Origin of the sequence: Bradyrhizobium sp. 160, assembly GCF_023073735.1 — a bacterium.
Lineage (GTDB): Bacteria > Pseudomonadota > Alphaproteobacteria > Rhizobiales > Xanthobacteraceae > Bradyrhizobium.
This window is the reverse complement of the sequence record NZ_JADPKD010000054.1, coordinates 191,801-215,450: the sequence shown is the minus strand read 5'-3', so window position 1 is coordinate 215,450 and position 23,650 is coordinate 191,801. Positions and strand designations below refer to the sequence as shown.

Annotated in this window: 20 protein-coding genes; 11 read left to right on the top strand and 9 right to left on the bottom strand. The window is 57.1% G+C overall.

Annotated features, from left to right (window positions below):
- Positions 1-30 precede the first annotated feature (30 nt).
- Positions 31-657 (top strand): hypothetical protein, encoded by a 627-nt coding sequence (locus IVA98_RS20655; protein WP_247355429.1) that lies wholly within the window; start codon positions 31-33, stop codon positions 655-657.
- 1,030 nt (positions 658-1,687) lie between these two features.
- Here IVA98_RS20655 and IVA98_RS20650 read toward each other — a convergent pair.
- The gene (locus IVA98_RS20650) at positions 1,688-3,118 is read right to left on the bottom strand and encodes an undecaprenyl-phosphate glucose phosphotransferase (protein ID WP_247305515.1); all 1,431 of its coding nucleotides are present in this window, start codon (positions 3,116-3,118) and stop codon (positions 1,688-1,690) included.
- A gap of 599 nt (positions 3,119-3,717) precedes the next feature.
- On the opposite strand from IVA98_RS20650, the gene IVA98_RS20645 reads away from it, so the two are divergent.
- Complete coding sequence (locus IVA98_RS20645; protein ID WP_247279672.1) at positions 3,718-4,455, top strand: metallophosphoesterase family protein; 738 nt, start codon at positions 3,718-3,720, stop codon at positions 4,453-4,455.
- Positions 4,456-4,545: 90 nt separating this feature from the next.
- On the opposite strand, the gene IVA98_RS20640 is transcribed toward IVA98_RS20645, so the two are convergent.
- Entirely contained in the window at positions 4,546-4,824 is a 279-nt protein-coding gene (locus tag IVA98_RS20640; protein WP_247355428.1) for a hypothetical protein, read from the bottom strand.
- Positions 4,825-5,413: 589 nt separating this feature from the next.
- Between IVA98_RS20640 and IVA98_RS20635 the strand changes: the two genes are divergently transcribed.
- Positions 5,414-5,668: a hypothetical protein gene (locus tag IVA98_RS20635; RefSeq protein ID WP_247355427.1), complete on the top strand. Its 255-nt coding sequence runs from the start codon at positions 5,414-5,416 to the stop codon at positions 5,666-5,668.
- 392 nt (positions 5,669-6,060) lie between these two features.
- Here IVA98_RS20635 and tnpB read toward each other — a convergent pair whose 3' ends face one another.
- Entirely contained in the window at positions 6,061-6,606 is a 546-nt protein-coding gene (gene tnpB, locus IVA98_RS20630) for an IS66 family insertion sequence element accessory protein TnpB (RefSeq protein WP_247355426.1), read from the bottom strand.
- Positions 6,607-6,662: 56 nt separating this feature from the next.
- Positions 6,663-6,881 (bottom strand): hypothetical protein, encoded by a 219-nt coding sequence (locus IVA98_RS20625; protein ID WP_247355425.1) that lies wholly within the window; start codon positions 6,879-6,881, stop codon positions 6,663-6,665.
- 1,394 nt (positions 6,882-8,275) lie between these two features.
- On the opposite strand from IVA98_RS20625, the gene IVA98_RS20620 reads away from it, so the two are divergent.
- Together IVA98_RS20620 and gmd are read left to right on the top strand one after the other, a co-directional pair.
- The gene (locus IVA98_RS20620) at positions 8,276-8,737 is read left to right on the top strand and encodes a transglutaminase-like cysteine peptidase (RefSeq protein ID WP_247355424.1); all 462 of its coding nucleotides are present in this window, start codon (positions 8,276-8,278) and stop codon (positions 8,735-8,737) included.
- 78 nt (positions 8,738-8,815) lie between these two features.
- Complete coding sequence (gmd, locus tag IVA98_RS20615) at positions 8,816-9,907, top strand: GDP-mannose 4,6-dehydratase (protein ID WP_247355423.1); 1,092 nt, start codon at positions 8,816-8,818, stop codon at positions 9,905-9,907.
- A gap of 147 nt (positions 9,908-10,054) precedes the next feature.
- On the opposite strand, the gene IVA98_RS20610 is transcribed toward gmd, so the two are convergent.
- A complete protein-coding gene (locus tag IVA98_RS20610; RefSeq protein ID WP_247355422.1) occupies positions 10,055-10,813 on the bottom strand; it encodes a class I SAM-dependent methyltransferase in 759 nt (252 codons plus the stop codon).
- A gap of 336 nt (positions 10,814-11,149) precedes the next feature.
- On the opposite strand from IVA98_RS20610, the gene IVA98_RS20605 reads away from it, so the two are divergent.
- Complete coding sequence (locus IVA98_RS20605; RefSeq protein ID WP_247355421.1) at positions 11,150-11,917, top strand: FkbM family methyltransferase; 768 nt, start codon at positions 11,150-11,152, stop codon at positions 11,915-11,917.
- A 193-nt stretch (positions 11,918-12,110) separates the two neighbouring features.
- Positions 12,111-14,114 (top strand): acyltransferase family protein, encoded by a 2,004-nt coding sequence (locus IVA98_RS20600; protein WP_247355420.1) that lies wholly within the window; start codon positions 12,111-12,113, stop codon positions 14,112-14,114.
- A gap of 126 nt (positions 14,115-14,240) precedes the next feature.
- Here the strand turns inward: IVA98_RS20600 and IVA98_RS20595 are convergent, their stop codons facing one another.
- From IVA98_RS20595 to IVA98_RS20580, 4 genes are all read right to left on the bottom strand, one after another.
- On the bottom strand, positions 14,241-15,548 hold the full coding sequence (locus IVA98_RS20595; RefSeq protein WP_247355419.1) for a WcaI family glycosyltransferase: 1,308 nt from the start codon (positions 15,546-15,548) through the stop codon (positions 14,241-14,243).
- A 61-nt stretch (positions 15,549-15,609) separates the two neighbouring features.
- Positions 15,610-16,584, bottom strand: a complete 975-nt coding sequence (locus IVA98_RS20590; protein ID WP_247355418.1) for a GDP-L-fucose synthase family protein — start codon at positions 16,582-16,584, stop codon at positions 15,610-15,612.
- Between the two features lie 280 nt (positions 16,585-16,864).
- Positions 16,865-17,137: a hypothetical protein gene (locus tag IVA98_RS20585; protein ID WP_247355417.1), complete on the bottom strand. Its 273-nt coding sequence runs from the start codon at positions 17,135-17,137 to the stop codon at positions 16,865-16,867.
- Positions 17,138-17,343: 206 nt separating this feature from the next.
- The gene (locus IVA98_RS20580; protein WP_247355416.1) at positions 17,344-18,336 is read right to left on the bottom strand and encodes an ABC transporter substrate-binding protein; all 993 of its coding nucleotides are present in this window, start codon (positions 18,334-18,336) and stop codon (positions 17,344-17,346) included.
- Between the two features lie 260 nt (positions 18,337-18,596).
- On the opposite strand from IVA98_RS20580, the gene IVA98_RS20575 reads away from it, so the two are divergent.
- The 4 genes from IVA98_RS20575 (at position 18,597) to IVA98_RS20560 (ending at position 23,649) form a co-directional block, all read left to right on the top strand.
- Positions 18,597-20,096 (top strand): undecaprenyl-phosphate glucose phosphotransferase, encoded by a 1,500-nt coding sequence (locus tag IVA98_RS20575; protein ID WP_247355415.1) that lies wholly within the window; start codon positions 18,597-18,599, stop codon positions 20,094-20,096.
- Positions 20,097-20,558: 462 nt separating this feature from the next.
- On the top strand, positions 20,559-21,176 hold the full coding sequence (locus tag IVA98_RS20570) for a glycosyltransferase family 4 protein (protein WP_247355414.1): 618 nt from the start codon (positions 20,559-20,561) through the stop codon (positions 21,174-21,176).
- 29 nt (positions 21,177-21,205) lie between these two features.
- Complete coding sequence (locus IVA98_RS37290; RefSeq protein WP_247355413.1) at positions 21,206-22,354, top strand: glycosyltransferase; 1,149 nt, start codon at positions 21,206-21,208, stop codon at positions 22,352-22,354.
- Between the two features lie 17 nt (positions 22,355-22,371).
- On the top strand, positions 22,372-23,649 hold the full coding sequence (locus IVA98_RS20560) for a hypothetical protein (protein ID WP_247355412.1): 1,278 nt from the start codon (positions 22,372-22,374) through the stop codon (positions 23,647-23,649).
- Position 23,650 lies beyond the last annotated feature (1 nt).

The window sequence follows — 23,650 nt, the reverse complement described above, 5'->3', positions numbered from 1 at the left end:
AGATTTCGCGTTCTTCTGGTGGCGTTGGCCTTGGCGGTCGGATCCTATGCGATTGTGTCGGCCATAGCGGAGGTGACGGCGCTGGGCCGGACAACATTTTCCGCAGATGCGGCCGAGATTGGGGCGCGGTGGACTGAAGACGCGCCCACATTGTTGGGAACGCGCTCGCAGTTTGGATCAGAGCTGGAAGGTAATCATGGATTGATCGCCGCGCTGCAGACAATTGAGTCTGGCCAGCAAAAGCCCACGATCCTGCGATCAATAGCGCATACCGACGCTCTCGGCCGCCTCAGGCGGACGCTCTCGACCTCTCCTTACAATCCTGAACTATGGCTGGCGCTGGCGCTGCTTCAGGTCCAGCGCGACCCGCACGATCCGGTCGTGGTCGAGGCCCTGAAGATGGCATATTTCGTCGCACCAAACGACGCGCGATTGATGCCGGCACGGATCGACATTGCGACCCGCTTCGACGCGCTCGCCCTTCCCGATGTCAAGGACCTCGTACGCAATGACGTTCGGCTCATCCTGATACGCCGACCTGGGTCGAGATCGGCACTCGTGTCCGCTTATCGGAGGGCATCAAAACTGGGCAAGGCCTTCCTGGAAGATGCAGTTGAATCGATTGACCCGTCCTTTCTGGCGACACTGCGCGGTTGACCTCGTGGCGTTTAGTGGGCGCGCTTCGCTGCCGTCGCCCGAGCCTAGTTGAGCCAGGCCCTCTCAACCTGACCAGATCGATATGTGGTGATGCCGGAGTTTACCGCTTCGTCACAGGATTCGGGTCTTCAATCGTTCAGGCAACCGTCGTGCTTGGCGCGCCACGCGCGTTTTCCTTTACAATCTATTCTCGTGCGCTAGACATGGCGATTGCCACCGCAGCCCGAGACGGCTTCTTGTCACACCTGATCCAGACGGGTTCACGGCTGCGCGGAAGCTGAGCGCGGTGCGTAGGGCTCCGAGCAGCTCGAACATCGTTCCGGCTCATCCGCTGCGCCCCGAAGGCCGAAGGACCCTACGCAAAGCGCTTCCTGCGGCTTAGCGCTCGCGCGATCCATGGTTCCAGCGCCGACCGTAATCGTACGGAGTCCACAAACGACGATCATTGTCGTAGCCGATTTTGCACGGATTGATGAAGGCGCGCGTGAGATGATCGAAATAGAGTATCTCTGGAACTCGTCGGCTGGAAGGAGTCAGCCGACGCCTCAACCGCGTTGTGCACCCTTTCCTTCTGAGGTTCCGAGGGTTAATTTAACCCCATACTTGATCTTGCATTTCGGTGGGACTGGATGACGGTACTTGCCATATTAAGCATCTGGCTGTTGCTCAACGTTTTATTCGTGCTCATCGTGGTTCCTTCCCGCGCGCGATCGCGGCTGAACAGGTCAGGAACAATCCTTGTACCGGTCCCGATCGAAAAGCATCAAGACCAGCTCGATCACAACGAACAATTCTCCCTTTGCCACGCTCTCGGATCACTCGCAACGGGAGTCTTTTTCGTCTTGATGGCGCGGCTGGTCGCAATACGTGAGGCCATTGTGCGGCTGTGGAACAGGACGCGTAGGCATAAGACCTGAAGCTTGGTGATTGGCGCGACGCCTGATTCAAAGGCTCCAAAGGGAGCTCTCGCCTCAATCCGCATCTAGCTCAGCGCCTATGAGTCCGCGCCGCCAAGGCCGCCTGCGCTGACCTAGTACGCCTCCTGGGAAATGACGGTAGCCGCCGTGCGCGCCATGATTTTCAGGTCGAGCCAAATGCTCCAATTCCTTACATACCAAACGTCATATTCTACCCGCTTTTCCATCAGGTCGATGGTCGGCGTTTCACCCCGGAAACCGTTAACTTGAGCCCAGCCCGTGAGGCCCGGCTTCATGTGGTGGCGGTATACGTAGTTGCTGATGATCTCGTCATAATAATTGTCATGGGCAAGCGCATGTGGGCGTGGTCCGACCAACGACATGTCGCCGCGCAGCACGTTCCAGAGCTGGGGCAACTCGTCAATGCTGGTCATGCGGAGGAAGCGCCCAATCCTCGTGACGCGTGCGTCCCTCTTGGTTGCCTGAGTAATCGAGTGACCATTCTCGCACACATACATGCTGCGAAATTTCCAGATGTCGAACGGCTTGCCGTTGAAGCCGCGGCGCGACTGTCGAAAGATCACGCTCCCAGGCGAATCCAGCTTGATCAGAATGGAGACGGTGATCAGCACTGGCGCTAGGGCCACTAGCGAAAACAACGCCAGACCGACGTCGAGGCAGCGCTTCTGGAGACGTTCAAACACGCTGAGCGGTGGTCGCTGAATCTCGATTGCCACCGTGCCGCTGACCGGCAAAAACGGGCGCGATACCAGATCAGCGATCGAATTATCCGGCAAGAGACGGATCGGCTGAGGGACAGCGCGCAAGTGCAGTTCGAGTTGCTGCAACAACGGCAGCTCGTTCCAATCAACCGCCAACAGGTACTCCTCGACATCTGCTGCACGGGATTGGCGAATAACATCCCGGATTTGCCTCTCCCAGCCGGTCCCATGGTTGTTAGCGGGAAGCACGAAATGGCGAACCACGTCGAATCCGTTCTTGCGCAGGTCCTTGAAACGGCTCGAGGTGAAATCAAGCGGCTTCAGGCTGAGCAGGGCAACCTTGCGATCGACCAATCGGCCCTTGGCAAAGCTCGTGCCGAGCGCCCACTGCCACGCAAAGCGCAGGCTGAGCAACCCAACGCCGCCAACTCCGGTGAAGATGAGGAACGTGCCGCGGGACAGATTGTCCGACGATTTCAATAGAAACGCCGCGACCGCAAGGATTGTCAGTGACACCAGCCAAATGATCATCGCTTTGCGCAATTGCCAGACCAGACTAAGCAAACGGTGCGTTGCATAGACACCCTGAAAGTAGGCGATTGCAACGAACACTGCGCTGACGATCAGTCCGGCGCCGATGGGCGCTCCGTCTCCAGAGGACGGCGTGGCGACGCTATAAAGTTCAGACGCCATCGCGTAGCAGAGCAAGATCAGCAAGAGGTCGGCCGCGATCACGAGGAGCTGAAAAGGCTTCTGAAGAGCCGTGCCCCGTGCGGAGGATATCGCATAGGTGCTATCAGAGCTATAAGTGGCAACAGCCATTCGATCCTCTACGTGTGGAGAGTGCCTGGCGGTCATTGTGATGCTGAAGATTTACCGCTTCCCAAACGGAGGGTGTTAAGTGATCGCAGCGACATTGTGGCGCTGAATGCAAAACTTTTGCACGCATGATGTGTCGCGTCGAAATGCGCATCGACAATTCGACACGCTGACGCTCTCGTCATAGTGCTGACATATCAGCGACGGCGCTGCCGTATTTTGGATTCAAGTTCCATATCCTCCGCGATGCTTTAACGGTCACGCGAGCGCGTCTTCGCTCATCTTTCAGGCGCCTATCCTGTCGCGAGAGCGCGAGGAGTCAGTTGCGGGAACATGGATGAATTTCTATCTGCGGATGCATCACGAAATTTGGGAGCCATGCATCTTTGCCGCGGTATCCAGCTCAGCGTTGCAATTTCCCCGGACCAGTGGAACCCATCGTAAGCAGAGGTAGGCAAGAAATTCCGCCCTTCTTTTGGCGTGATCAAGCCGGAGAACGAGGACCGCTACTCCATCCACCGCACGTTGTTCGCATCAGATGGGGAGTTCTCAGGTGCCGGCGACTTGGGGAAGTTTCTCGACCACCTGATCGATTGTGCGCCATGATATCTTTCGCCCGACCACGTCGGCCAATCCATAAGCCGCACCTGCCGGAGGGAGTTCGCATCTATGCGATCTCGGATATTCATGGCTGTGCGCATCTGCTCCAGCCGATGTTGCGGGTGATCGACGCCGACGTGGCTCGCAGTCGCCCGCGCTATGCGATCGAGGTTTTCATGGGCGATTACATCGATCGCGGCCCGGATACGCGCGCCACCCTCGACATCCTGGTCGAGCGTAGTCGCCGGGGCAATGCGGTCTTCCTCAAGGGTAATCACGAGGCATTTCTGGTGAGCGTGTTCGAAGATCCTTCGCTGTTCGAGGATTGGATTGCCGTCGGGGGGACCCAGACATTGATGTCTTACGGGCTCGCCCCGCCGGATCTGAAGCGCGACGAGCCGACATCGATCTTGCGCGATTTGATTCGCGCAATGCCGACTGAGCATCTGGAATTCCTGGACAATTTGCGGCTGAGCTTTACGTGCGGGGATTTCTTCTTCGTGCATGCGGGCGTTCGACCGGGCGTGGCGTTATCCGAACAGCAGGAGAACGATCTTTTGTGGATTCGCGAAGAGTTCCTGGAGAGCAAAAAGAATTTCGGCAAATACATCGTGCACGGTCACACGCCCGTGCGGAACGCCGACGTGCGAAATAACCGCGCCAACATCGATACCGGCGCCTATGCGACCGGCAATCTCACCCTGATGAGCATCCAGGGAAGCCGCATGCTCGCGGTGTGACATGGTCCCAACCGCTTGCCATCTGCCTGTCAAAGCCCTTCCGCGGCGAGCGTCGAATGGGCTTCGGCGCTCAGAGGTGAAGCGCCTGGCCTAGTTGAGCAGGCAGGGCTTCTGCGGCTGGGCACGCGTCTCGGCCATCCAATCGTTCCAGGCTCGCTCATGCTTGACGTAGAGCTCCAGCCAACGCGCGCCGTGCTCGTTCTGCTGCAGACTAGGCTCCTGATCAGGCAAACCGGCGCGCAATCGCGCATCCGGATTGTCCAACGTTTCGAACTCTAATGTCTCCGAAATCGTCAGGCCGACGAGAACACGCTGTCCCGCACCATCCACAATGTATCGCCGCGGAGCGTCCTTCTTGGGTTCACTCATCTCGTCATGCCCCCATTCGTTTCGGTGAGAACCCCGAGTGCCTGCCGGCGAGCCGGACGGTGCTTAAAAGGCTCGTCGGGCATGGCCGAATGTTGAGGTGGGAGCCGAGGTCTCAGCGGAGCTTGCAGCCCTTCGCTGGACGCGCCAAGCCCGCAGCGCATATCCGAAGATGAGGCCAGCGCCAAAAATGGAAGCGGAGACAAATGCAGAAGCCATGGAGAGTCGTCCCGGATAGTCCGGGGACACATCAAGACCGAGCAGTGTGTCGACATCATGATTTTCGATGACTCCCGGCGCCGAAAGATTGCTCACGCCTTGACTTCTTGTGTGCATGCAAGGCGATGCCGTGTCCGATCATCCACCCCCACCTCTCGTTTCGGCCGGCAACGATTACACTCTATACAGAGATGCTCTTGCGAGCCCGCGGGCCCGAGGCTTTGATCGTCGAGCAGGAGCGCTTCGCGCAGACCCCGCTTCCCGCAACGGGAATTTCGGGCCGATCGGTCGGGCGATGCCCTTGCAACCGTCCGGGAGCCGTCGCATTATTTCGCATCGCATTTCGAAGGGATTCAATCCAATGAACTTCCGCGTGCTTATTCCATCCATTGCCCTGTCTGCTCTTGGCCTCACCTTGACGGCATCCGTGGCGCCAGCCGCCGAGCTCGCGCTTGGTCCGGCGCATCATCAGGCGGCTTTCGTCCAAGGCGGACTTGTGCTGTGGGATAATGTCTACCCGCCCGCGATCTATGGTCCCCAGCTTCGCCCGGTCGAGGAAGTCGCGGCCATGAAGGCGCAGGCACGGCCCGTGTCCCAGCGCTGGTGGGGATACTGGTACGTCCGGTAAATTCGAGAGCGATTGGCTGAGGCGAGCCAGGCTGGATTAACGACTTGCCGCCACACCCGTAACCGGATGGCGGCGGTCTTTGTTTTGAGGCGCGCCATATTCGTTCTACCGCCGCGCGGCAATATGGCCACGGAGCCGATGCCTTCTCCAAGGCCTAGGTGATGAGGAGCTGCCATTGTGCAGCGTGCGAGTTGCGTTTTCCAGGCTAGAGCTAGCTGCGACACCACCGTACTGATCCGGGGCGAATTCGCGCGACGCTCGCACCGCCATTGGTACGATAGCGTCGCCTCCTCGAGATCTACGATCTTGATCTGGATCTGGTCGGCAGGGACACCAATTCGATCGAGAAGAAGCTCCAGCTCCCCACGATCATCAATTGACGGCATGGCGAGCTACTTCCGCCTCGCCCTGCCAAACAAAAATTCGCCCGTCGCAGCATGAGATTTCGCATCGCTGATGCGCTGCTTGAACTCGCTAAGTTCGGGCGAATTTGGCAGATCCTGGTCCCACCGCGACGTCTTTGCTGTCGCTACACTGTGACCTGTTTGGACAGCCCTGACGCGGATCTCGGCAGTGCCCCGATCAGCAAGGCGCGCTCTGGCTCTCGCAATGCAGGTGTAAAGCGATCTTTCGGTGAATGGAGCTCCCCTCCGGCCCTGTGCGCCTCCGGCATTGAGTGCGTCGGCCAGCTGCTTGTAGGTGTAGCTTTGCTGGAGATTCGTTTCGAACAACTCAAGGAAGGGGCCGCGCTCCAGTCGTTTGGCACAGAACGACATGCCCAACTCATCGTGCCCAAGGATCTTGATCAGCTTGCCGCTTTTGCCACGGAACACATCGAGGTCGCGGCCGTGCGGGTCTCGCGTGAACGCGTCCTGCACCAGCAAGGCCAGCGAGCCCATGCGACGGCGCATATCGGTGTGGCCGGTCGCAATCCACATACGAAGCTCCACTATCAACGGTGCAAGACTCTTAAGCGCTCTCAAACAGAAGTCAGTTATAAGCCCATCTGACTGCGCAATGCGTCACGCTGTTCGCGAAGCTCTCGGAGTCGTTCAGCGTTGTCGGATTGTATCTCCTGCCACTCGATGCGATCCTCGGCAGTCCACAGGTAAGACTCGCGATTGAACCGATCTTTCTCTGCCCTATCAAACTCCATGTACAGCTTGATGTCTCGCTCAAGTTGGTCAAGTTGCTCCTGGAGGGTTCTTGGCATCAGCCGTTCCTCGGCTCCGCATCAATCCCGCTTTTGATCTTTGAGGCTATCGGTGCGGCGATCAATAGGCCTTCCCTCCTCACGGATGATACCCTCAATCTTAATTAAAGTTGCTTCGGACTTTAGATGTCCCGGCGTCGGGCGCGATTCTCTGCTTCACATAGTTCAGATGATCCAAACCAGCGTTATGTGGAAGAGCTGAACTCCCCGAGGGAGCAGCAGAACGCGCCATGACCCCTGCAAGATCAGCGCCCTTCTTTGGCTTTGATTTGTGACTTTTTGGGGAGAGTGGTGGCCGCCTCCACTTATCAATCTCACAGGCGAGAAAATTGGGGGCCAAACACGAGCAACAACATTGCTCAGAAAGAAAGAACTGGCATTCCTCTGCAATTGGAGCGCTACTGAGTCGGCCAGCCGCGACGGCAGCGCTGATATCTCACCTCGCGGGCGCGGGGGGGGCTTAAGGCAGTGCGGCAGATGACGCTGCACGAAGCGCCAAGCGTCAGCGTAAGCAGGAGATACGGTTGCGTAGCATTGAGACCGAACCTGTGGGAGTGTCACAGACCTCCATCATCAAGTTCAAATCCTCATGGCCGGCGCCATTTCGGGTGTGTTTTGCTGAGCCGATGCTGGAGACGGATAGAGCGGCGCGACGGTCGAAATCGCGAACAGAATTATGACTGTGATTTGATCGAAGATACCCCTTCTTGACCCGTACAGATTTATCTGCCATTTTAAATCAGACGCATTGATTAAATTATTTAAAAACGCCTCTTCAAGAGATATTTTCAATATCGTACTCGTTTCCCCGGATGGACGATGATGGACGAGAAGATTGTCCGTTTGCGCACATATCAGAAGAACATAGATCGATATGTGCGCCTACTCGAAACGACGCTGACCGAAGTTGAACGGCAGTACATTGAGAGGCGCTTGGCCGAGGAACGATCGGCTATGGCACTGCTGTCTGCCTCGTCGCCTCGGATGGCTATCGAGCCTAACGTTGCCAATCAGGCATGCGACCTCCGGCCCAGCTTCCACGCCTCAGAATAGAGCATCGACATCTCCTCGCTTACCGTCGCTAGGTCCCAGAGTGTCTGGAGCGATCTGTTTTCCGATATCGTAGGCCGTTAACACTTGCCGAAAATTCCTGCGCAACCTGACCTGGGCTCTTACTGACGGCTTGGATGATCACCTCCAAATTAGCGGCCTGATGGTCAGTGATCGACCGTTGCTGGTAACCATCCCGATTGCCTCTCCAGCGCACCGCCGCTTTCATTCTTTCAATTCTGCATTCATATCCCGAGGACTGCCAGCGCCCACGATGATGCAGGATTCGAAATTTACGCTCCTCCGTTCAACGCCGGCGAGAGCTCGCCCGGATCAATTCAGCGGTGAATTTCGGCATAGCGCCAAAGGATCCGCCCGCAACTCGAGATGACGTGGAAAGGCAGATATTCCCTTACGAAGGCAATTGCGGCGACTATGCCGTCACCAAGCGCGATCGACTGCTGCGATCCGGCTGGCCGCGCTCGGCTCTCCTTCTCGCTGAGGTCATCATCCGAACTAACGGAGCGCATCATCTCGTGCTGCTCGTGCTTAAGAGAAGAGTGGTCCTTGTACTCGATAATCTGAGCCCGGTCGTGACGCCACTAGTCGAGGCGCTGGATGGGTACGTCATCGTGCGCGCGGAGTCTGGCACAGATCCACAACGGTGGACACGGGACGTCGCCGCCTTCTGGCTAGGCTACTGGCCGACTACCGGGCCAAGACTGAAAGCTGTCATCAATCCGATCCAGCTTTTCTCTGCAGGGGACTTTTGGCACACCGCTGCAGCCAAGCTGCCGTTAATCTAAGCTTGATTTTCGTTCTGTTTCACCCTCCCTAGCCAAGTCAATTCCGTGTAAGCACAGATTTCCATTTCTGGGACTGATATGACCAAGAAACGAGCACTTATTACCGGCGTCACCGGCCAGGACGGCGCTTATTTAGCCGAACTTCTTCTACAGAAGGGATACGAGGTCCACGGCATCAAGCGCCGGACCTCCCTCTTCAATACCGATCGCATTGATCATCTGTATCTCGATCCGCACGAGCCCGATCCCCCCTTCCGGCTCCACTATGGCGATCTAACGGATTCATCGAGCCTAATCCGGATCGTTGGCCAAGTGCAGCCACACGAGATCTACAATCTCGCGGCGCAGAGCCACGTTGCCGTTTCGTTCGAGGAACCCGAGTATACGGCGAACTCCGATGGCCTCGGTACCCTTCGCATTCTCGAGGCGATGCGGATCGTCGGATTAGAAAAGACGACCCGGTTCTACCAGGCATCGACCTCTGAACTCTACGGCCTCGTTCAGGAAATCCCTCAAAAGGAGACCACTCCTTTTTACCCGCGTTCGCCGTACGCTGTCGCCAAGCTCTACGCGTATTGGATCACGGTCAATTACCGCGAAGCTTACGGGATGTATGCTTGCAACGGCATCCTGTTTAACCACGAATCTCCCGTCCGCGGCGAAACCTTCGTAACCCGAAAGATCACGCGAGCTTTGGCGCGGATCCGTTTGGGCCTGCAGGAACGTTTGTATCTAGGTAATCTCGACGCGCTGCGCGACTGGGGACATGCGCGCGATTATGTTGAGATGCAGTGGTTGATGTTGCAGCAGGAGAAGGCAGAGGATTTCGTCATCGCTACCGGAAAACAACACTCGGTGAGGGACTTCGTCAACATCGCGGCCAGCGAGATTGGAATGCGAATTCGCTGGGAAGGCGCGGGGGTCGATGAAAAGGGATACGATGCCAAAACTGGAAAGTGCGTTGTATCGGTCGATCCCAGGTACTTCCGACCGACCGAAGTCGAGACGCTTCTCGGTGATCCTGCCAAGGCGAGACAGAAGCTCGGATGGGAGCCGAAAACGTCGTTCGAGAGCTTAGTTCGGGAGATGATGAAGGAGGATCTCGAATCCGCAAAGCGCGACGAGCTGATCAAGCAGCACGGCTTCCGCTACTTCGCGCGACACGAATAGCCTGTTGGTAGGTCGTCATCGCGATTGATGAGAAGCAAGTAAGCGCTCTCGCGGCGCTTGCTGTTGGCTGCTCTTGCCAAGCGACGTCATCGCGGTGTCATCTCTCTTTAGGCCAAGCGAACCGCATCTTCGGCCGGAAATGAGGCGTTAGAGAGCGGACCGACGTCTCGCTGCTCTTGCCAAGACCCCAAGGTTTCCGAGGAGATGTCTTGCCGCTATCGCCGCACTCTTGCCTTCGGTGACTTCCTGGAGCTTATACTGAAAGTAGTCGGGCAAGACACGATCCAGATCGAAGGGGCTGGTTAGCGACGAATAACCCTCGGGACAATGATCGCCGCGACAAAAAACGAGAAGGTTCTGTCGATACCAGGGCCGAATTCGGCTGTCGTCATATATCTGCGGTCGGACGCAATCGAAGGCGCTGTAACCATGGCCGCTAAAACGTTCTGCCCAGTAGGATGGCCACTGCTCGTTCAGGTGGTTTCTACCGCCTTGCCCTTTGACTGCAGCAGAGAACACTACGATTGGTGCAGCGGCCACGAGCGCGGAAACGAACTCATTCGCGCTACTCTCGGGCAAATGCTCGGCCACCTCTAACGAACACGCCAAATCGAATTTGCGGCCGATATCGGTGATGGATCGAAGGTCCATGGATCTGAACCTTTCCGACGGAATCTTGAGCTGATCACGAGGCACATAGTCGCCGTCAATTCCGAGATAATCGCTCACACCGTTCGTAGCGAATTCGTGCAGCCAGGTGCCGACTCCGCAGCCGACGTCAACGACCGAATTTACTTTGAAAAGTCGAAGCACCAGTGGGACGATCACCGACGCAGATTCGAAAGACCCGCCGGACTGCTCCTTGAAGAACTGCGCACCGTAATGCTCAGCGACAGACTTCTCCATATCGACACCTCCGGACACCCAACCCTCCGGACAAGCAAGCCTGCGCCATGCCGGCGCATAACGTCAAGCCCGTCACTCATTGGAGTTTGCAGCAAAATGTGACCTATGCGACCGAGTTCCGCACTGCCACATTTGTGGTACGCGACCTCGGCTCGCGGATCGCACTCCCAACTTCGAGCGCTGCAATAACGCGGGCTCTATCGCGGCAATACGTTCGGGTCTCTTCTTCAATTGATCTTTCACCGACTTTGAAGCACCTGGGCAACATCGCGTATTTCGAAGAATGCGTCGCCGCTTTGCCGCCATTGTTTCGAACGGAACACTGGCGTGCTTAGCATGGAGCGGGTTGACCTCCCTTTAAGTGGAAGTCAAATTGCCGGGTGGGCTGTTCAGGCGACAAGCACAGGCGAACTCATTATGCTCACAGCGCCGCTACGCTTTGCCGGCCGATTGCGCCGCTACATTTCCCGCCGCCTTTACGGCGATCCGGACTCTTATCTTGAACTATGTTCCGGCGTGATTCATGTCGGAGCAAATGCTGGCCAAGAACGAGACCTCTATGCCCGACACAAACTCAAGGTGGCGTGGATAGAACCTGTCCCGGAGCAATTTGAAATGCTTCGACAAAACATCCGTTCGCTGCCTGACCAGCGGGCAATCAACGCGCTGATCGCCGATACTGATGGCAAGCCCTATACTTTCCATGTCTCGAACAATGATGGCCTGTCATCGTCCATTCTGGATTTGCATGACCACAAGGACATTTGGCCGGATGTGCGCTACGTCCGCGACATAACGGTTCGTTCTTTGACGTTGAAAACGGCTCTTGAAATGTGGCAGGTCGATCCCGGGCAATACGATGCCTTTGTGTTGGACACCCAGGGTTCGGAGTTGCTGGTTCTGCGGGGTGCGCAAGAAATCTTGCGGCAATTCAGATTCATCAAGGCCGAAGCGGCGGACTTCGAGTCATATCGGAATTGTGCGACCGTTGATCAAATATGCTCGTATCTGAAAGCTTTTGGCTTTCAGGTGAGACGCGAGGACCGGTTTGCGAAACGTGCATCTGGTGGCGCCTATTTCGACATCTTGTTCGAACGCGTCTAAGGCTGAGGTCAGCGAATGACGCCAACCTGCCGGCTTTGGTCTGAAGCGGATCTGATCCGCTGATTCCCTCTCGACTCCTGGCGGGCCGCGCCCGTTCTCCCCCCGCGTATCCGACGACAGGCGCCCTTGCCTCGCCGCCGCCCTACGAACAACCGAAAACGGCCAAACTCCCCGAACGAAATACGCGGTGCTAATGTTCCCGCGATTTGATTCAACGTATGCGGCGATAGATATGCAACCCGTATCGCGAGCGGCGGCCCATTTCAGAGCTGATGTCGAGGGGCTTAGGGCGATCGCAGTTCTATCGGTCGTCGCCTTTCACTACGGAGTTCCAGGCTTAACCGGCGGATTTGTTGGCGTAGACGTTTTCTTCGTCATATCCGGTTTCCTGATCACGCAACTTCTGCTTCGAGAGATAGCCGCAACCGGGCAGCTCGATTTTCTTGGCTTCTACGGTCGGAGAGCTAAGAGGCTTTTGCCCGCTGCCCTCATCGTCACGCTGGCGACCTTGATCGTCGGATACTTCGTGCTGGCGCCCTTTGAACAGAAGGAGATGGCAAAGTCGGGCGCAGCTTCTGCGCTGTATGCCGCCAATGTTTGGCTCCTCCACCAGTCCATGAACTATTTCGCCCCCGAAAGTTCGCTCAATCCCTTCCTTCATACCTGGTCACTTTCAGTCGAGGAACAATTTTACTTAGTCTGGCCCGCGTTTCTCCTCATTGTCGGTCGCTTCAGCCAAAAGATCCTCCTGCTAGCCTTACTGATTGTAGTGTTCGGATCGTTCGCTAGCTGCATCCACCTGACCTACGGCAAGCAAGCTTGGGCGTTCTATCTCGCGCCCCCTCGAGCGTGGGAGTTTGGAGCAGGAGCTCTGATTGCAACAAGACCCTTCGAGCCTTGGGCAAAGCAGCCGGGCTCAAGTTCAATCATTGGATGGTTGTCATTTGCGATTCTCATCCTGTCATTCTTTGCTATCGACGGCTTCATGCCGTTCCCGGGAGTAGTTGCCGTTGTTCCAGTGGCAGCTACGGCACTGCTGCTGCTCACGGGGGACAATCCTGCTGGACCGTCCGCTTTGCTCAGGACGCAGCCGTTTCAGTTTTTCGGTGCCCGGTCCTACGCCATTTACCTCTGGCATTGGCCGATTGCAGTTCTCGGTACGGTGCTTGTCGGCAGCACGGCACTCGCTAACTGCCTCTTCTTTGTCATGACAGTCGTTCTCTCCTCGCTCAGCCTCGCCTGGCTCGAATACCCGATCAGAGCTAGTCACTGGCTGGCACAACGATCTGTCCGCTCAATTGTCATGGGCGGCGCCCTTACGCTAACCGCCACAGTTGCCGGCATCCTCTCGTTCACGATTGCACATTACGTTACGGATGCTGCGCAAGCGACCATTGTTGCCTCAACCTCCAAGTATTCACTTTCGAGTGAGAGTGGTTGTCTAGCCGGGTTCACGACACCGAGGCCAATTCGTTGCGTGTTCGGCCCATCGAGCTACACGAAGACAATTGTTCTGTTGGGAGATTCTCATGCCGATCAATGGACGACCGCGCTTGCGACTATTGCGGAACAGAGAGGATGGCGGCTTATCACTTACCTAAGAGCTTCCTGTCCTGTCGCCGATATCCCGGTTTCCAAAGTCTACAGTTTGCGGCTCCGTCGGCTTTCGCCCCAATGCGCAAGCTGGCGCGAGCAGGCAATCGCGATGATAAAAACTCAAGATAGCCCGGATGCGATACTGTTGGCGCAGTTTTCGAGCGGAAACGTCAAGGGACCATTCACCAATCTGGGACCTCACGCAGTGAGCATTGAGACCTGGGAGCGTGGATTATTTGGAGCGCTCAAGGAACTCGAACCCGTCAACGCCAAGCTCATTGTGATCCGCGACAATCCCACTCCTTACCACCCGGTCGGTAATTGTCTCGCTCGGGCGGAATGGCGCGGCCTACCATTTAGCACCTGCAGCCGCAGTCTTTCGCTCGCTACAAGCAACGAAGTGTTCGAAGCAGAGCAACGTGCCGTCTCGTCCATCAACAACGCGCGCATGATCGACCTAACATCGTCGATTTGCACGGGCTTGGTATGTCCGGCCATTCGCGACGGCGTCGTCGTCTATAGAGACGCCAACCATCTCACAGTCGATTTCACACTCGTGCTTATGGATCGTCTCGCCGCAGAACTAATCGCCGCGCTCTGAGGAAGATCGTGTCGGTCAAGCGTCGCAGTGAGCGAGATTCGGACGTGAGCGCTCATCGTGGCACTTACTTCCGGCTAGTCTCGGTCAACAAAACTATCGCAGCGCAACTGGTTGAGGCCAGGCACCTCAGGGCACACGAACCGCATCCTCCACCGGCAATGCAACATTGTCGTTAGCGCCTGCCGAGCCCCTTTCCTCTTTCCCAGCTGAGTTGGACTCGCCCGCCATGACTTCCGCCCACCGCCGAACGATGGTCCACCGATCCCATCGCTCGAGGGCGCGCTTTCGTCCTTCATCCCCGTAATGCTGACGAAGCGCGGGCACCTCACTGAGCTGGCATATCGCAATTTCCAGAGCGGACGAATCTCCAGGCGGGATTACGATGCCTGCGCCGGTCACTTCCGCCGCCAGCCCCGTGCCCTCTTCGGCCATCGCAATGACCGGCCGAGCGGACGCGAAGATCGCGCCAAGTTTCGAGGGCAGCACCAGATCGGCCGCCGCGGCCTTCTGCGGAATGAGATGAAAATCGGCCGTCGCCATCAGCTCATTGAAGCTCTCGTTGGGCTGAAGCCCAAAGAAATGGATGTTGGAATGTCCCGCGGCCATCTGCTCAAGACTCATCTTGTGAGGCCCCTCACCTGCTAGGATGAAATGAATATGCGGATGGCTTTGCTCCAACCCGATAGCGGCCTCGATCACCAGGTCAAGGCCCTGCTTGTTCGACATCGTTCCGGAGTAGAGCGCAACAATATCGCCATCGCCAAGGTTTAACTGCCGGCGGTATTTTGTCATTCGTGATCCGGGGCAGACCGCGCTGGTATCAATCCAGTTTCTGACCTCAAGCGCTTTGTTGGGCGCCAGCCCCTTGATTGCCAGGCGCAGCAGCATCGCCTCAGAAATAGTTGAGACGCGATCGAAGGATTTGAGGATTGCAGCTTCCGTTCTCAACATCCACTTGCGTAGTGAATGGTTGCGCAGGAGACCAAGATCGAAGGCCGCGTCGACCTCGAAGTCCTGGACGTGGAGCCATGATTTGGCACCGACGCGATGAGCGACGAACGAGACGAAGGCAGCCGACAGCAGCGATGGCGCGACAGCGATTATAACGCCTGGTCGCCAGGATAGCGCCTCGAAGAGGACCGGCGCCGCGCTCGTGAGCGCGAACGAAGCGTGATGAACCAGCCGTTTAGCGCCCGAGGGATGTCCGGGCACGTAAATCGGCGCACGTGTTACTCGAACGCCGTTGATATCTCTCGATCTGAAGTACGACGATTTGTACGCGGGAGGGATCTTCCAGGCCGGATAATAGGGAGGCGCCGTTATGACTCGAACTTCATGACCGTCGGCTGCCAAACTTTCGCAGAGCTCGGCGTTGTATTTCGCTACGCCGATCAGATCGGGGGCATAGTTGATGCCGACCAAGAGAACACGCATAAAGTCTGCCCCAATTCAAACTTCAGAATAAAAAAAATCGCTTGCAATCTAAGTCATCTACTCAGCGCGTTGCGCCGACTTCCAGATGACGTCCGTAGCCCTCTAGATAATCTGCGTAGGCCGTCGCGAGGCCGGCCCGCAGCGCAACTTTCGGTCGCCAACCAAGCCCTCGAATTCTCGAACTATCTAGCAGCTTGCGTGGCGTTCCGTCAGGCTTGGAGGTATCGAACGCGAGCTTGCCTCCGTAGCCCACGACTTCTGCTACGGCCACCGCGAAGTCTGCGATCGATAACTCATCACCACTACCGACGTTTATCGGCGGGTCGCTCGAATAATTCTTCAGAAGGAAAACGCAGGCATCCGCGAAATCATCTACGTTGAGAAATTCGCGGAGCGGCGTGCCGGTGCCCCATACGGAGACGCTGGGCGCATTGGCGATCTTGGCTTCGTGGAAGCGCCGGATCAGCGCTGCAGGGACGTGACTATGGTCCGGATGATAATTGTCGCCGCGGCCGTAGAGATTGGTCGGCATCACCGAGATGAAATCATCGCCATATTGCCGACGATACGCCTGGCACATCTTGAGGCCGGCAATCTTGGCGATCGCATACCACTCGTTGGTCGGCTCAAGCGGCCCCGTCAGCAATTCGCTTTCGGCGATCGGTTGCTGGGCGTGCTTGGGATAGATACAGGATGAGCCGAGGAACAACAGGCGCTGCACGCCAACCGCGTGACTTGCGCGGATGACGTTCAATTCCACCGCAAGATTGTCGCAGAGAAAGTCGACTGGGAAATTGTTGTTGGCTGCGATACCGCCGACCTTTGCAGCGGCGTGAACCACGACGTCGGGGCGATTGGCCTCGAGCCATTTCAGCGTGGGCTCTTCCTTTGCGAGGTCCAGCTCACGCCGGTCGGCCGTGAGTACGGTGCAATTCTCTGACGCAAGCCTGCGGACGACAGCTGATCCCACCATGCCGCGGTGACCCGCGACAAAGACACGTTTGCCCGTGAGATCGTAGGTTGAAACCCCTGTCATCGTATCCTCTAAGCGCCGGTACCTGATCACCACTACTCCCGTGAGATCTGGCTACCGCCGCATGACGCAACCACGCTGCCGACGCAGCCCCGCCAATCTGGTAACACAATCTTCACCATGCGAAAGCCTATCCCGGCCCGACAAAGATATTCATGGTGAACCTGCGCTGCGCGCACAAAAGAGCAGCACTCTACGAAGCAAAAATGAGCAAGGCAGCCGTTATGCGGCTGCCTCTAAACGTCTTGAAAGAAACGGCGGCCGCCGCTCCGTCAGCCCAAGCTCAATATGCCCGACGCAGGACAGGGCCGACAGGCGCGCAAACGCGGTCCATGTACCAGCCGTAGGGCGTCTCGACCCGCACCAAGGGGCAACGACGCGCGGGCACATACCGATATGGATACGGCTGCGCCCAGAACGTAACAGGCGTCACCTGGCTCTCGCCCGTGAGCAGGGCTGCCGGTGCGGGCATCTGCATCGCGGCGCTTGCTCCGCTCGCTGCGCCGAGGGAAACAATCGCGGCCAAAAGACCTGCTCGCATCAACGTCTTGAACATCCCAAAAAGCTCCTCGCCCCTACGGATTTGATCCCCCGCCCCGCGCCCGTCAGACCCCCGCCAACCGACTTCACGGGTCGTAACCACTCCGCGACTAGTCCAATAGTGAGCCGAACTTACCAAGGCCATCGGCAGAAATGCAACCGATGCCACGGCGGCCAAAGGCCTTTTGGGTCGATATGGCGCACAGGTGTGACTTCTTGGTCCTATTTCTCGTCGCTCCAGGCGCCCGGGGCAGCGAGGTCGGGTGAACGGCGGTACACATCCCGCAGGAACTGGTAGTTGACGGTCTGCGCCAGCGGCACGTCCTCCTCGCCCAACTTGGCGAAGAGGAGGATATCCCGAAGCGTCCTCCAGCGGCTTTCGTCGTAGTCGCCGATACGGCCCCCAGTCGGCAACACCAACGGCCGCTGCTGCTGCAGCTCGAATCTTAGCCGCTCGGAATTCAGCCTGATCGGTCCGGCGCCGGCGAGAACGGGCACGCTCCGTGCATAGTCCGCATAGGCAAATTGCCATCCTCGAATGAGGCCCTGAAGGACGTCGGCGATCAAGGATGGCTGGGCATGGATGAGATCATTGCTCGCGAAATAGACCAGGCCTGGGACGTGAATGCCGTAGTCCTGCGGCTTGATGACGTTCAGCTTCGCGAACGTCGAGCTGGAGGGATCCGGCTGCTGGTCGATGGCGGCGATGATCGCATCCACCTCGCCAGCCCGGAGCGTATCGAAGCTATCGCGGTCTGGCACCTTGGTGATCTGGCTTCGGGGAAGCCCGAGCTGCGCCATCATGGCATCGAAAACGACGTCTCCCTCGCTCGCCCTGCGGTATCCGACCCGCTTTCCGACCAGATCAGCCGGCCGCCGCAGTCCCGAGCTTTCGAGGGTGAAAATGGCGACAGAGGTGTCGAGAAAGCTCGCAGCGAAGGCGGTTACGGGGACACCACGCCAGCTCGCCAGCAGGAAGCTCTGGCCGCTCGTCACGCCGATGGCATGTTGGCGTGCAACGGTTTGGACGAACTCAAGATCTTCGGGCTGAGCCGACACCGCAATGCGGGAGGAGAAATATCCCAGCCTCGATGCAGCGAGTTCGCCGGCAAACCGCGCACCGTATTGCCCGTCAAGGAGGAGCTTGACGGCGACGGCCGTGGAGGCGCTCGGAGCTCGGATGGCGGCCGTGTCGGGGCGAAGAAGGAGAAGCACGATTCCTGCCAAAGCGACGGCCGCAAGGCCAATGGCAAGGTACCGCTTCCCTCTCGGCCGAGGTCGCCGCCGGGACTGGGTTCGAGGCAACGAGAACTTCCTAACGGGTCGTGAAATTCAACATATCACGCGAGGCGAGATGGGCTACAATGCAGCTTGTGGGGTAAGGTTAATTTTTCCTTCGCCTTGTTCTAACAGCGGTTTTGACCGATAGCACGGCGCGTTCGGGCAATAAATTTTGCGTCAATGGATTTGGCAGGATGACAATTCTTTCCACTCAGCCGGTGGCCGTCGCTGATTCGACGGCGGGAATTGGCGTGGTCGAGCCAGTCGCCGAGACAGCTACAGGGTATGCGCCGAGCTGGCTGCGACCTGTGGTTGTGGAGCGGCTGATGGCGGTGGTGGATGCGGCGCTGATCGTGGTCAGCGGGATCGGCTGCGCGGTCGGCTATCACGTCGTGACCGCGGGCACGCTCGGCAAGGCGGATGTCTATGCGGCGGCCAGCGTGCTGGTTGCGATCAATTTCATCCTGCTGACCATCGTGCAGCAGGGCTATCGCCTCAAGACCGTCACCAACCTGCCGCGCACGTTCCGCATGACGCTGACGACGTGGACCTTCCTGTTCGGCGCGTTGCTGGCGATCGCCTTCACGATGAAGGTCAGCGACGAATTCTCCCGCGGCACCACGATCTCGTTCTATCTGATCGGCCTCGCCGTCCTGCTCGCATGGAAGACGGCCGCGGCGCGCTGGACCGCGCGGGCCCTGCGCACCGGCGCCTTCGCCAACGGCCGCGCGATCATGATCGCCGAGTTCGGCCTTGCCGCCTCCTCCAACGCGGTCGACGACCTCGGGCAGCACGGCTACCGCCTGATGCGGGTGATGGAGGTCCGGCCCAAGGACCTCGATTCGCCGCTGCTGCTGTCTTCGCTGGCGCCGCGCTTCGAGGAGCTGATCGCCTACGCGCGCGAGAGCCGGATCGAGCACGTCTTCCTCTTGATCAACTGGAGCCGGCAGCATGCGATCGACAGCATTCTGGACGTGCTGAAGATCCTCCCCGTTCCGGTGCATCTGGTGCCGGACGCCAACACGGCGCGCTTCCTGCGCTATCCGCTTGAAGGCACCGGCAACACCTTCACCGCCGAGCTGCGCCGCGCCCCGCTCACCTTACGCGAACGCGCGCTCAAGCGCGCGCTGGACCTTATCGGCGCGAGCCTTGCGCTGCTGGTGTTCGCGCCGGTGATGCTGGTGACCGCGATCCTGATCAAGCTGAGCTCGAAGGGCCCGGTGTTCTTCCGCCAGACCCGCAACGGCTTCAATGGGCGCGCGTTCAGGATCTTCAAGTTCCGCACCATGCGCGTGCTCGAGGACGGCCCGACGATCGTGCAGGCGCAGAAGAACGACCCGCGCGTCACGCCGATCGGCAAATGGCTGCGCAAGACCTCGATCGACGAGCTGCCGCAGCTCCTCAACGTGCTCAAGGGCGACATGTCGCTGGTCGGCCCCCGCCCGCACGCGGCGGCCCATAACACCGAATATGAGCAGATCATTGGCAACTACGCCTTCCGCCACCACGTCAAGCCCGGCATCACCGGCTGGGCCCAGGTGAACGGTTATCGTGGAGAAACCCGCACGCTCGAGCTGATGCAGAAGCGCGTGGATTGTGATCTGTGGTACATCAATAATTGGAGCTTGTGGTTGGATGTGAGGATCGTTGTCGGTACCGCACTCAGCGCCTTCGCAAACACCAGGGCTTATTGAACGACAATCGTGAAAAGACGCAGTCTGACTATTTTGGGACCATTCCCACCACCATTCATGGGAGTGTCGAAGAACAATGAGCTATTGCGGGATGCGCTTCGCGAGAAGGGCGTTCCTGTTATCACGATCGACACAAGCGTTGGTCAACTCTCACACAATCGCAACATAAGATACCACCTCGCGCGCTTACGAGCCAATCTAGGAGCGGCCCTTAAGCTAATTCGGTCAGCAAAACGTATCTACATAGTGCCCGATGGCGGGCTAGGCATTATCTACAGCTTGGCTCACATTGCACTTGCTAGCCTGCTATCGGAGGAAATCTTTATCCATCATCGTACTTTCAAGTACATCGATCGAAATTCCGCCTGCTTGGCTCTCGCCCTCTGGCTGTCCCGTTCGAAAGCTACCCACATCTTCCTATCGAACGAAATGGCACTCAAATTTCAGAGGACGTACGGTCCCGTGAACTTCGTCGTCTCAGGAAATGCCTGCTTTGTTGCTCGTAACGAGCAACGCGCATCGTACTCCCGATGTCCTCAAATCGCGCTTGGCCATTTGAGCAACTTGTGCGCTGAGAAGGGATTTTTTCTCACAGCGGATCTCTTTGAGACGCTTGCCAAAGAATTCCCAAGCATGACGTTTAAGATCGCAGGACCGATAGTCGCGCCAGAGGTGGACGTGAGACTGCGCGAACTACTTAATCAATTTCCCGACCAAGTTGCTTATGTAGGCGCCGTCTATGGCAGAGCCAAACAAGAGTTTTTCCAAACTATCGACGCTTTCGTTTTTCCAACCCTCTACCCTCTAGAGGCACAGCCCAATGTGATCTATGAGGCAATGGCCAGTGGAAATCTTATTCTGGCAACCGATCGGGGCTGTATCGCGGAGATGGTTCCGGCTGGCGCGGGCTTGGTAATCGCAGATCCAAGTAAGTTCACGAACGAGACTGCTGCTTTCGTGAGAGCAAATGTCCAAGGAAGGAACCTGACTGCTCAAAAGGCAGAGATCATCAAGCACTTCGAACAGGAACGACTTAAAGCCAGCAGCCAATTTAGTACGCTGTTAGAGCTGTTTGCGTGAATTCACGCGCTGCGTATCGGGAGCAAACAGTGACGAGTCCGATTGTATTCGTTTGGGAAAATTTCGGGCCAACTCATGCGGATCGCTGTGAAGCGCTTGCACTCCACTATCAGGGACGGCGCGAGATCATCGGCATCGAACTGGCAAGCAAGAGCGCTACTTATGCTTGGAATAGCGAGTCTCGGGAATCGTTCCAAAAAATAACACTGTTCCAAGGAACGAGGATTACTGACGTAAGCCTTTTGTATCGCACACTCGCGACGCTTAGAGCCTGTTTGAGCAGCAGAGCTAAGGTCTTCTTTTTTTGCCAGTACCAGCACCCAGCTACTTTCTTTGTCGCAACCATCCTGAGGATGCTTCGCAAGAGAGTCATCGTGATGAACGACTCAAAATTCGACGATTATGAGAGGGTTCTTTGGCGCGAGCTTGCAAAACGTCTCATGTATCTACCCTACTGGGGCGGTCTCGCCGCTGGAAGACGTTCGATTGACTACATGCGCTTTATGGGAGTCCCGCCAGATCGGATCGCGGGCAACTACGACAGTGTTTCGATAGCTCGCATCAGACAACTCGCAGGAGTAGAGCCTGCTCCGACCGGAGTACCTTTCGCTGATCGACATCTAACGATTGTCGCGCGCCTAGCGTCAAAGAAGAATATTGCGATGGCTATAGATGCGTACTCGCTTTATTGCCGCCAAGTTGAGTCTCCACGACCGCTACACATCTGCGGATCTGGCCCGCTCGAGCCAGAACTCCGGGAAAGAGCGCGCCTAGCCGGCATAGAGTCTCTTGTTACTTGGCATGGATTTGTGCAGATTGATGCAGTCAGCCAAATCTTGGGACATTCACTTGCTCTTCTGCTGCCAAGCATTGAGGAACAATTTGGACTCTGCGTGGTGGAAGCGTTAGCGATGGGACTTCCCGTTATTGTGTCCGACCAATGTGGAGCACGGGATCATCTCGTGCGGTCCGGCGTGAACGGCTTTGTTGTTGAGCCCGACAATCCTCGCGGCTTGGCCTTTTTTCTCAACCTGATCGGTGAAGACGAGAAGCTCTGGAGGTTCATGTCAGCAAACGCTCTAGAGTACGCCAAGTACGGAGACGTCTCTCGTTTCGTCGAATCAGCAACGAAGCTTATCGGCAGAGCAACTGAGTCTCAGCGGGTTTCCTCTCGCTAACTTCCATCATGAGTCACTTGTCCAACCATAGCCGGAACTTCCTTTTTATTCGATCCATCCTATTCAGCGTTACGACGAAAGCAGTCGGTTTTTTTGTTGTATTCGCTTGCCTTCCTCTAGCTGCTCTGTCCCTCACAGTGACTGAATACGCCGCGTTCAACTTCTCCATGGCCGCCACGGGAGCAGTGGCAATCATCTTTTCTCCTATTGCGACCACATTTGTGGTCCGTTTTGCACATCTTACTTCGACCGATGACGTTTACATGAAACGTCTTGCCGGAGGTGCGTTTGCTATCTTTGCGACCCTTGCAGCTATTCTAGAGCTCCCAGCAATTGCGGTTGCATACTGGCTCTCCCCAGCAGGTTTTAAAATTCCGATTGCCTGCGCCGCTGCGGCCGTTGTTGCAACTACCGCACTATCGTGGGTGGACGCCTTCCGACTTGGAAACAGACAAGATCATATATCCAGCGCGTTCGGACTTGCTAACAACATTACTATCATCCTTGGATTCGTATTGCTGTTTCACTATCAGCGACTGAACTTTGAGCACGTACTTGGGATTTATTACCTTTCGCCACTGTGCTGGGCTTCAATCTCTTTGCTTCAGCTCCTGCACTCGAGCGGAATTCGAATTCACTTCGCGGTCGGCGCCGAAGAATGGAAGCGCGCACTGCTGCAGGCGCGGCCGAACATCATCAATAGCATATCCGATTATCTGAAATTATACGGAGCTTCGTTTATAGCCTTTTACGCCTCGAGTGCTCAGGGCTACGCAGCGTTCTCGACGGCTCAATTATTCATCGCACGGCTCACTAATCCGCTTTCGCTTCTCGCACGCCCACTCATTCCAGCATATGTCGACGCCTCGGCACGAGCCGACAAGGAGTGGATAATGTGGCTGAAACGTTTGATGGGCCTGCTATGCCTTTCCGGTCCGCTTAGCGCCTGCATTGCATCAATCGCAATTACTCTGCTGCGTCCCAGTGAACTTCGGTTCGGCGTGCTGGTTCTTAGCGGAGGTGAACTAGGCTGGTATCTCGTGAGTGGAGTCTTGCTATTTTCATCCACCGTTACCCTGATGTTGCTGGCCAGTATCTACTTGGCTCGACGAGAGATGGGTCTATTCAGTGGCACCTGTCTTCTCGTCAATGTACTTGCGATCGGCATTGGAGGGACGCTTGCCTACAGCTCCGGACCGGTGGCGATGCTTGCCGCTCTCGCACTGGGAGGTACATTGAGCTCACTATATCTATCCTGGCGCTTCGTCTCGCCCACTGCACAGAACGGGATTTGAG

Coding starts and splice junctions, on each gene's coding strand:
- IVA98_RS20585 (WP_247355417.1), bottom strand. CDS start 17,137: ATGTTCAAGACGTTGATGCGAGCAGGTCTTTTGGCCGCGATTGTTTCC.
- IVA98_RS20605 (WP_247355421.1), top strand. CDS start 11,150: ATGGAGCGGGTTGACCTCCCTTTAAGTGGAAGTCAAATTGCCGGGTGG.
- IVA98_RS20600 (WP_247355420.1), top strand. CDS start 12,111: ATGTTCCCGCGATTTGATTCAACGTATGCGGCGATAGATATGCAACCC.
- IVA98_RS20590 (WP_247355418.1), bottom strand. CDS start 16,584: ATGACAGGGGTTTCAACCTACGATCTCACGGGCAAACGTGTCTTTGTC.
- tnpB (WP_247355426.1), bottom strand. CDS start 6,606: ATGTGGATTGCGACCGGCCACACCGATATGCGCCGTCGCATGGGCTCG.
- IVA98_RS20575 (WP_247355415.1), top strand. CDS start 18,597: ATGACAATTCTTTCCACTCAGCCGGTGGCCGTCGCTGATTCGACGGCG.
- IVA98_RS20640 (WP_247355428.1), bottom strand. CDS start 4,824: ATGAGTGAACCCAAGAAGGACGCTCCGCGGCGATACATTGTGGATGGT.
- gmd (WP_247355423.1), top strand. CDS start 8,816: ATGACCAAGAAACGAGCACTTATTACCGGCGTCACCGGCCAGGACGGC.
- IVA98_RS20650 (WP_247305515.1), bottom strand. CDS start 3,118: ATGGCTGTTGCCACTTATAGCTCTGATAGCACCTATGCGATATCCTCC.
- IVA98_RS20645 (WP_247279672.1), top strand. CDS start 3,718: ATGATATCTTTCGCCCGACCACGTCGGCCAATCCATAAGCCGCACCTG.
- IVA98_RS20595 (WP_247355419.1), bottom strand. CDS start 15,548: ATGCGTGTTCTCTTGGTCGGCATCAACTATGCCCCCGATCTGATCGGC.
- IVA98_RS20610 (WP_247355422.1), bottom strand. CDS start 10,813: ATGGAGAAGTCTGTCGCTGAGCATTACGGTGCGCAGTTCTTCAAGGAG.
- IVA98_RS20625 (WP_247355425.1), bottom strand. CDS start 6,881: ATGCCAAGAACCCTCCAGGAGCAACTTGACCAACTTGAGCGAGACATC.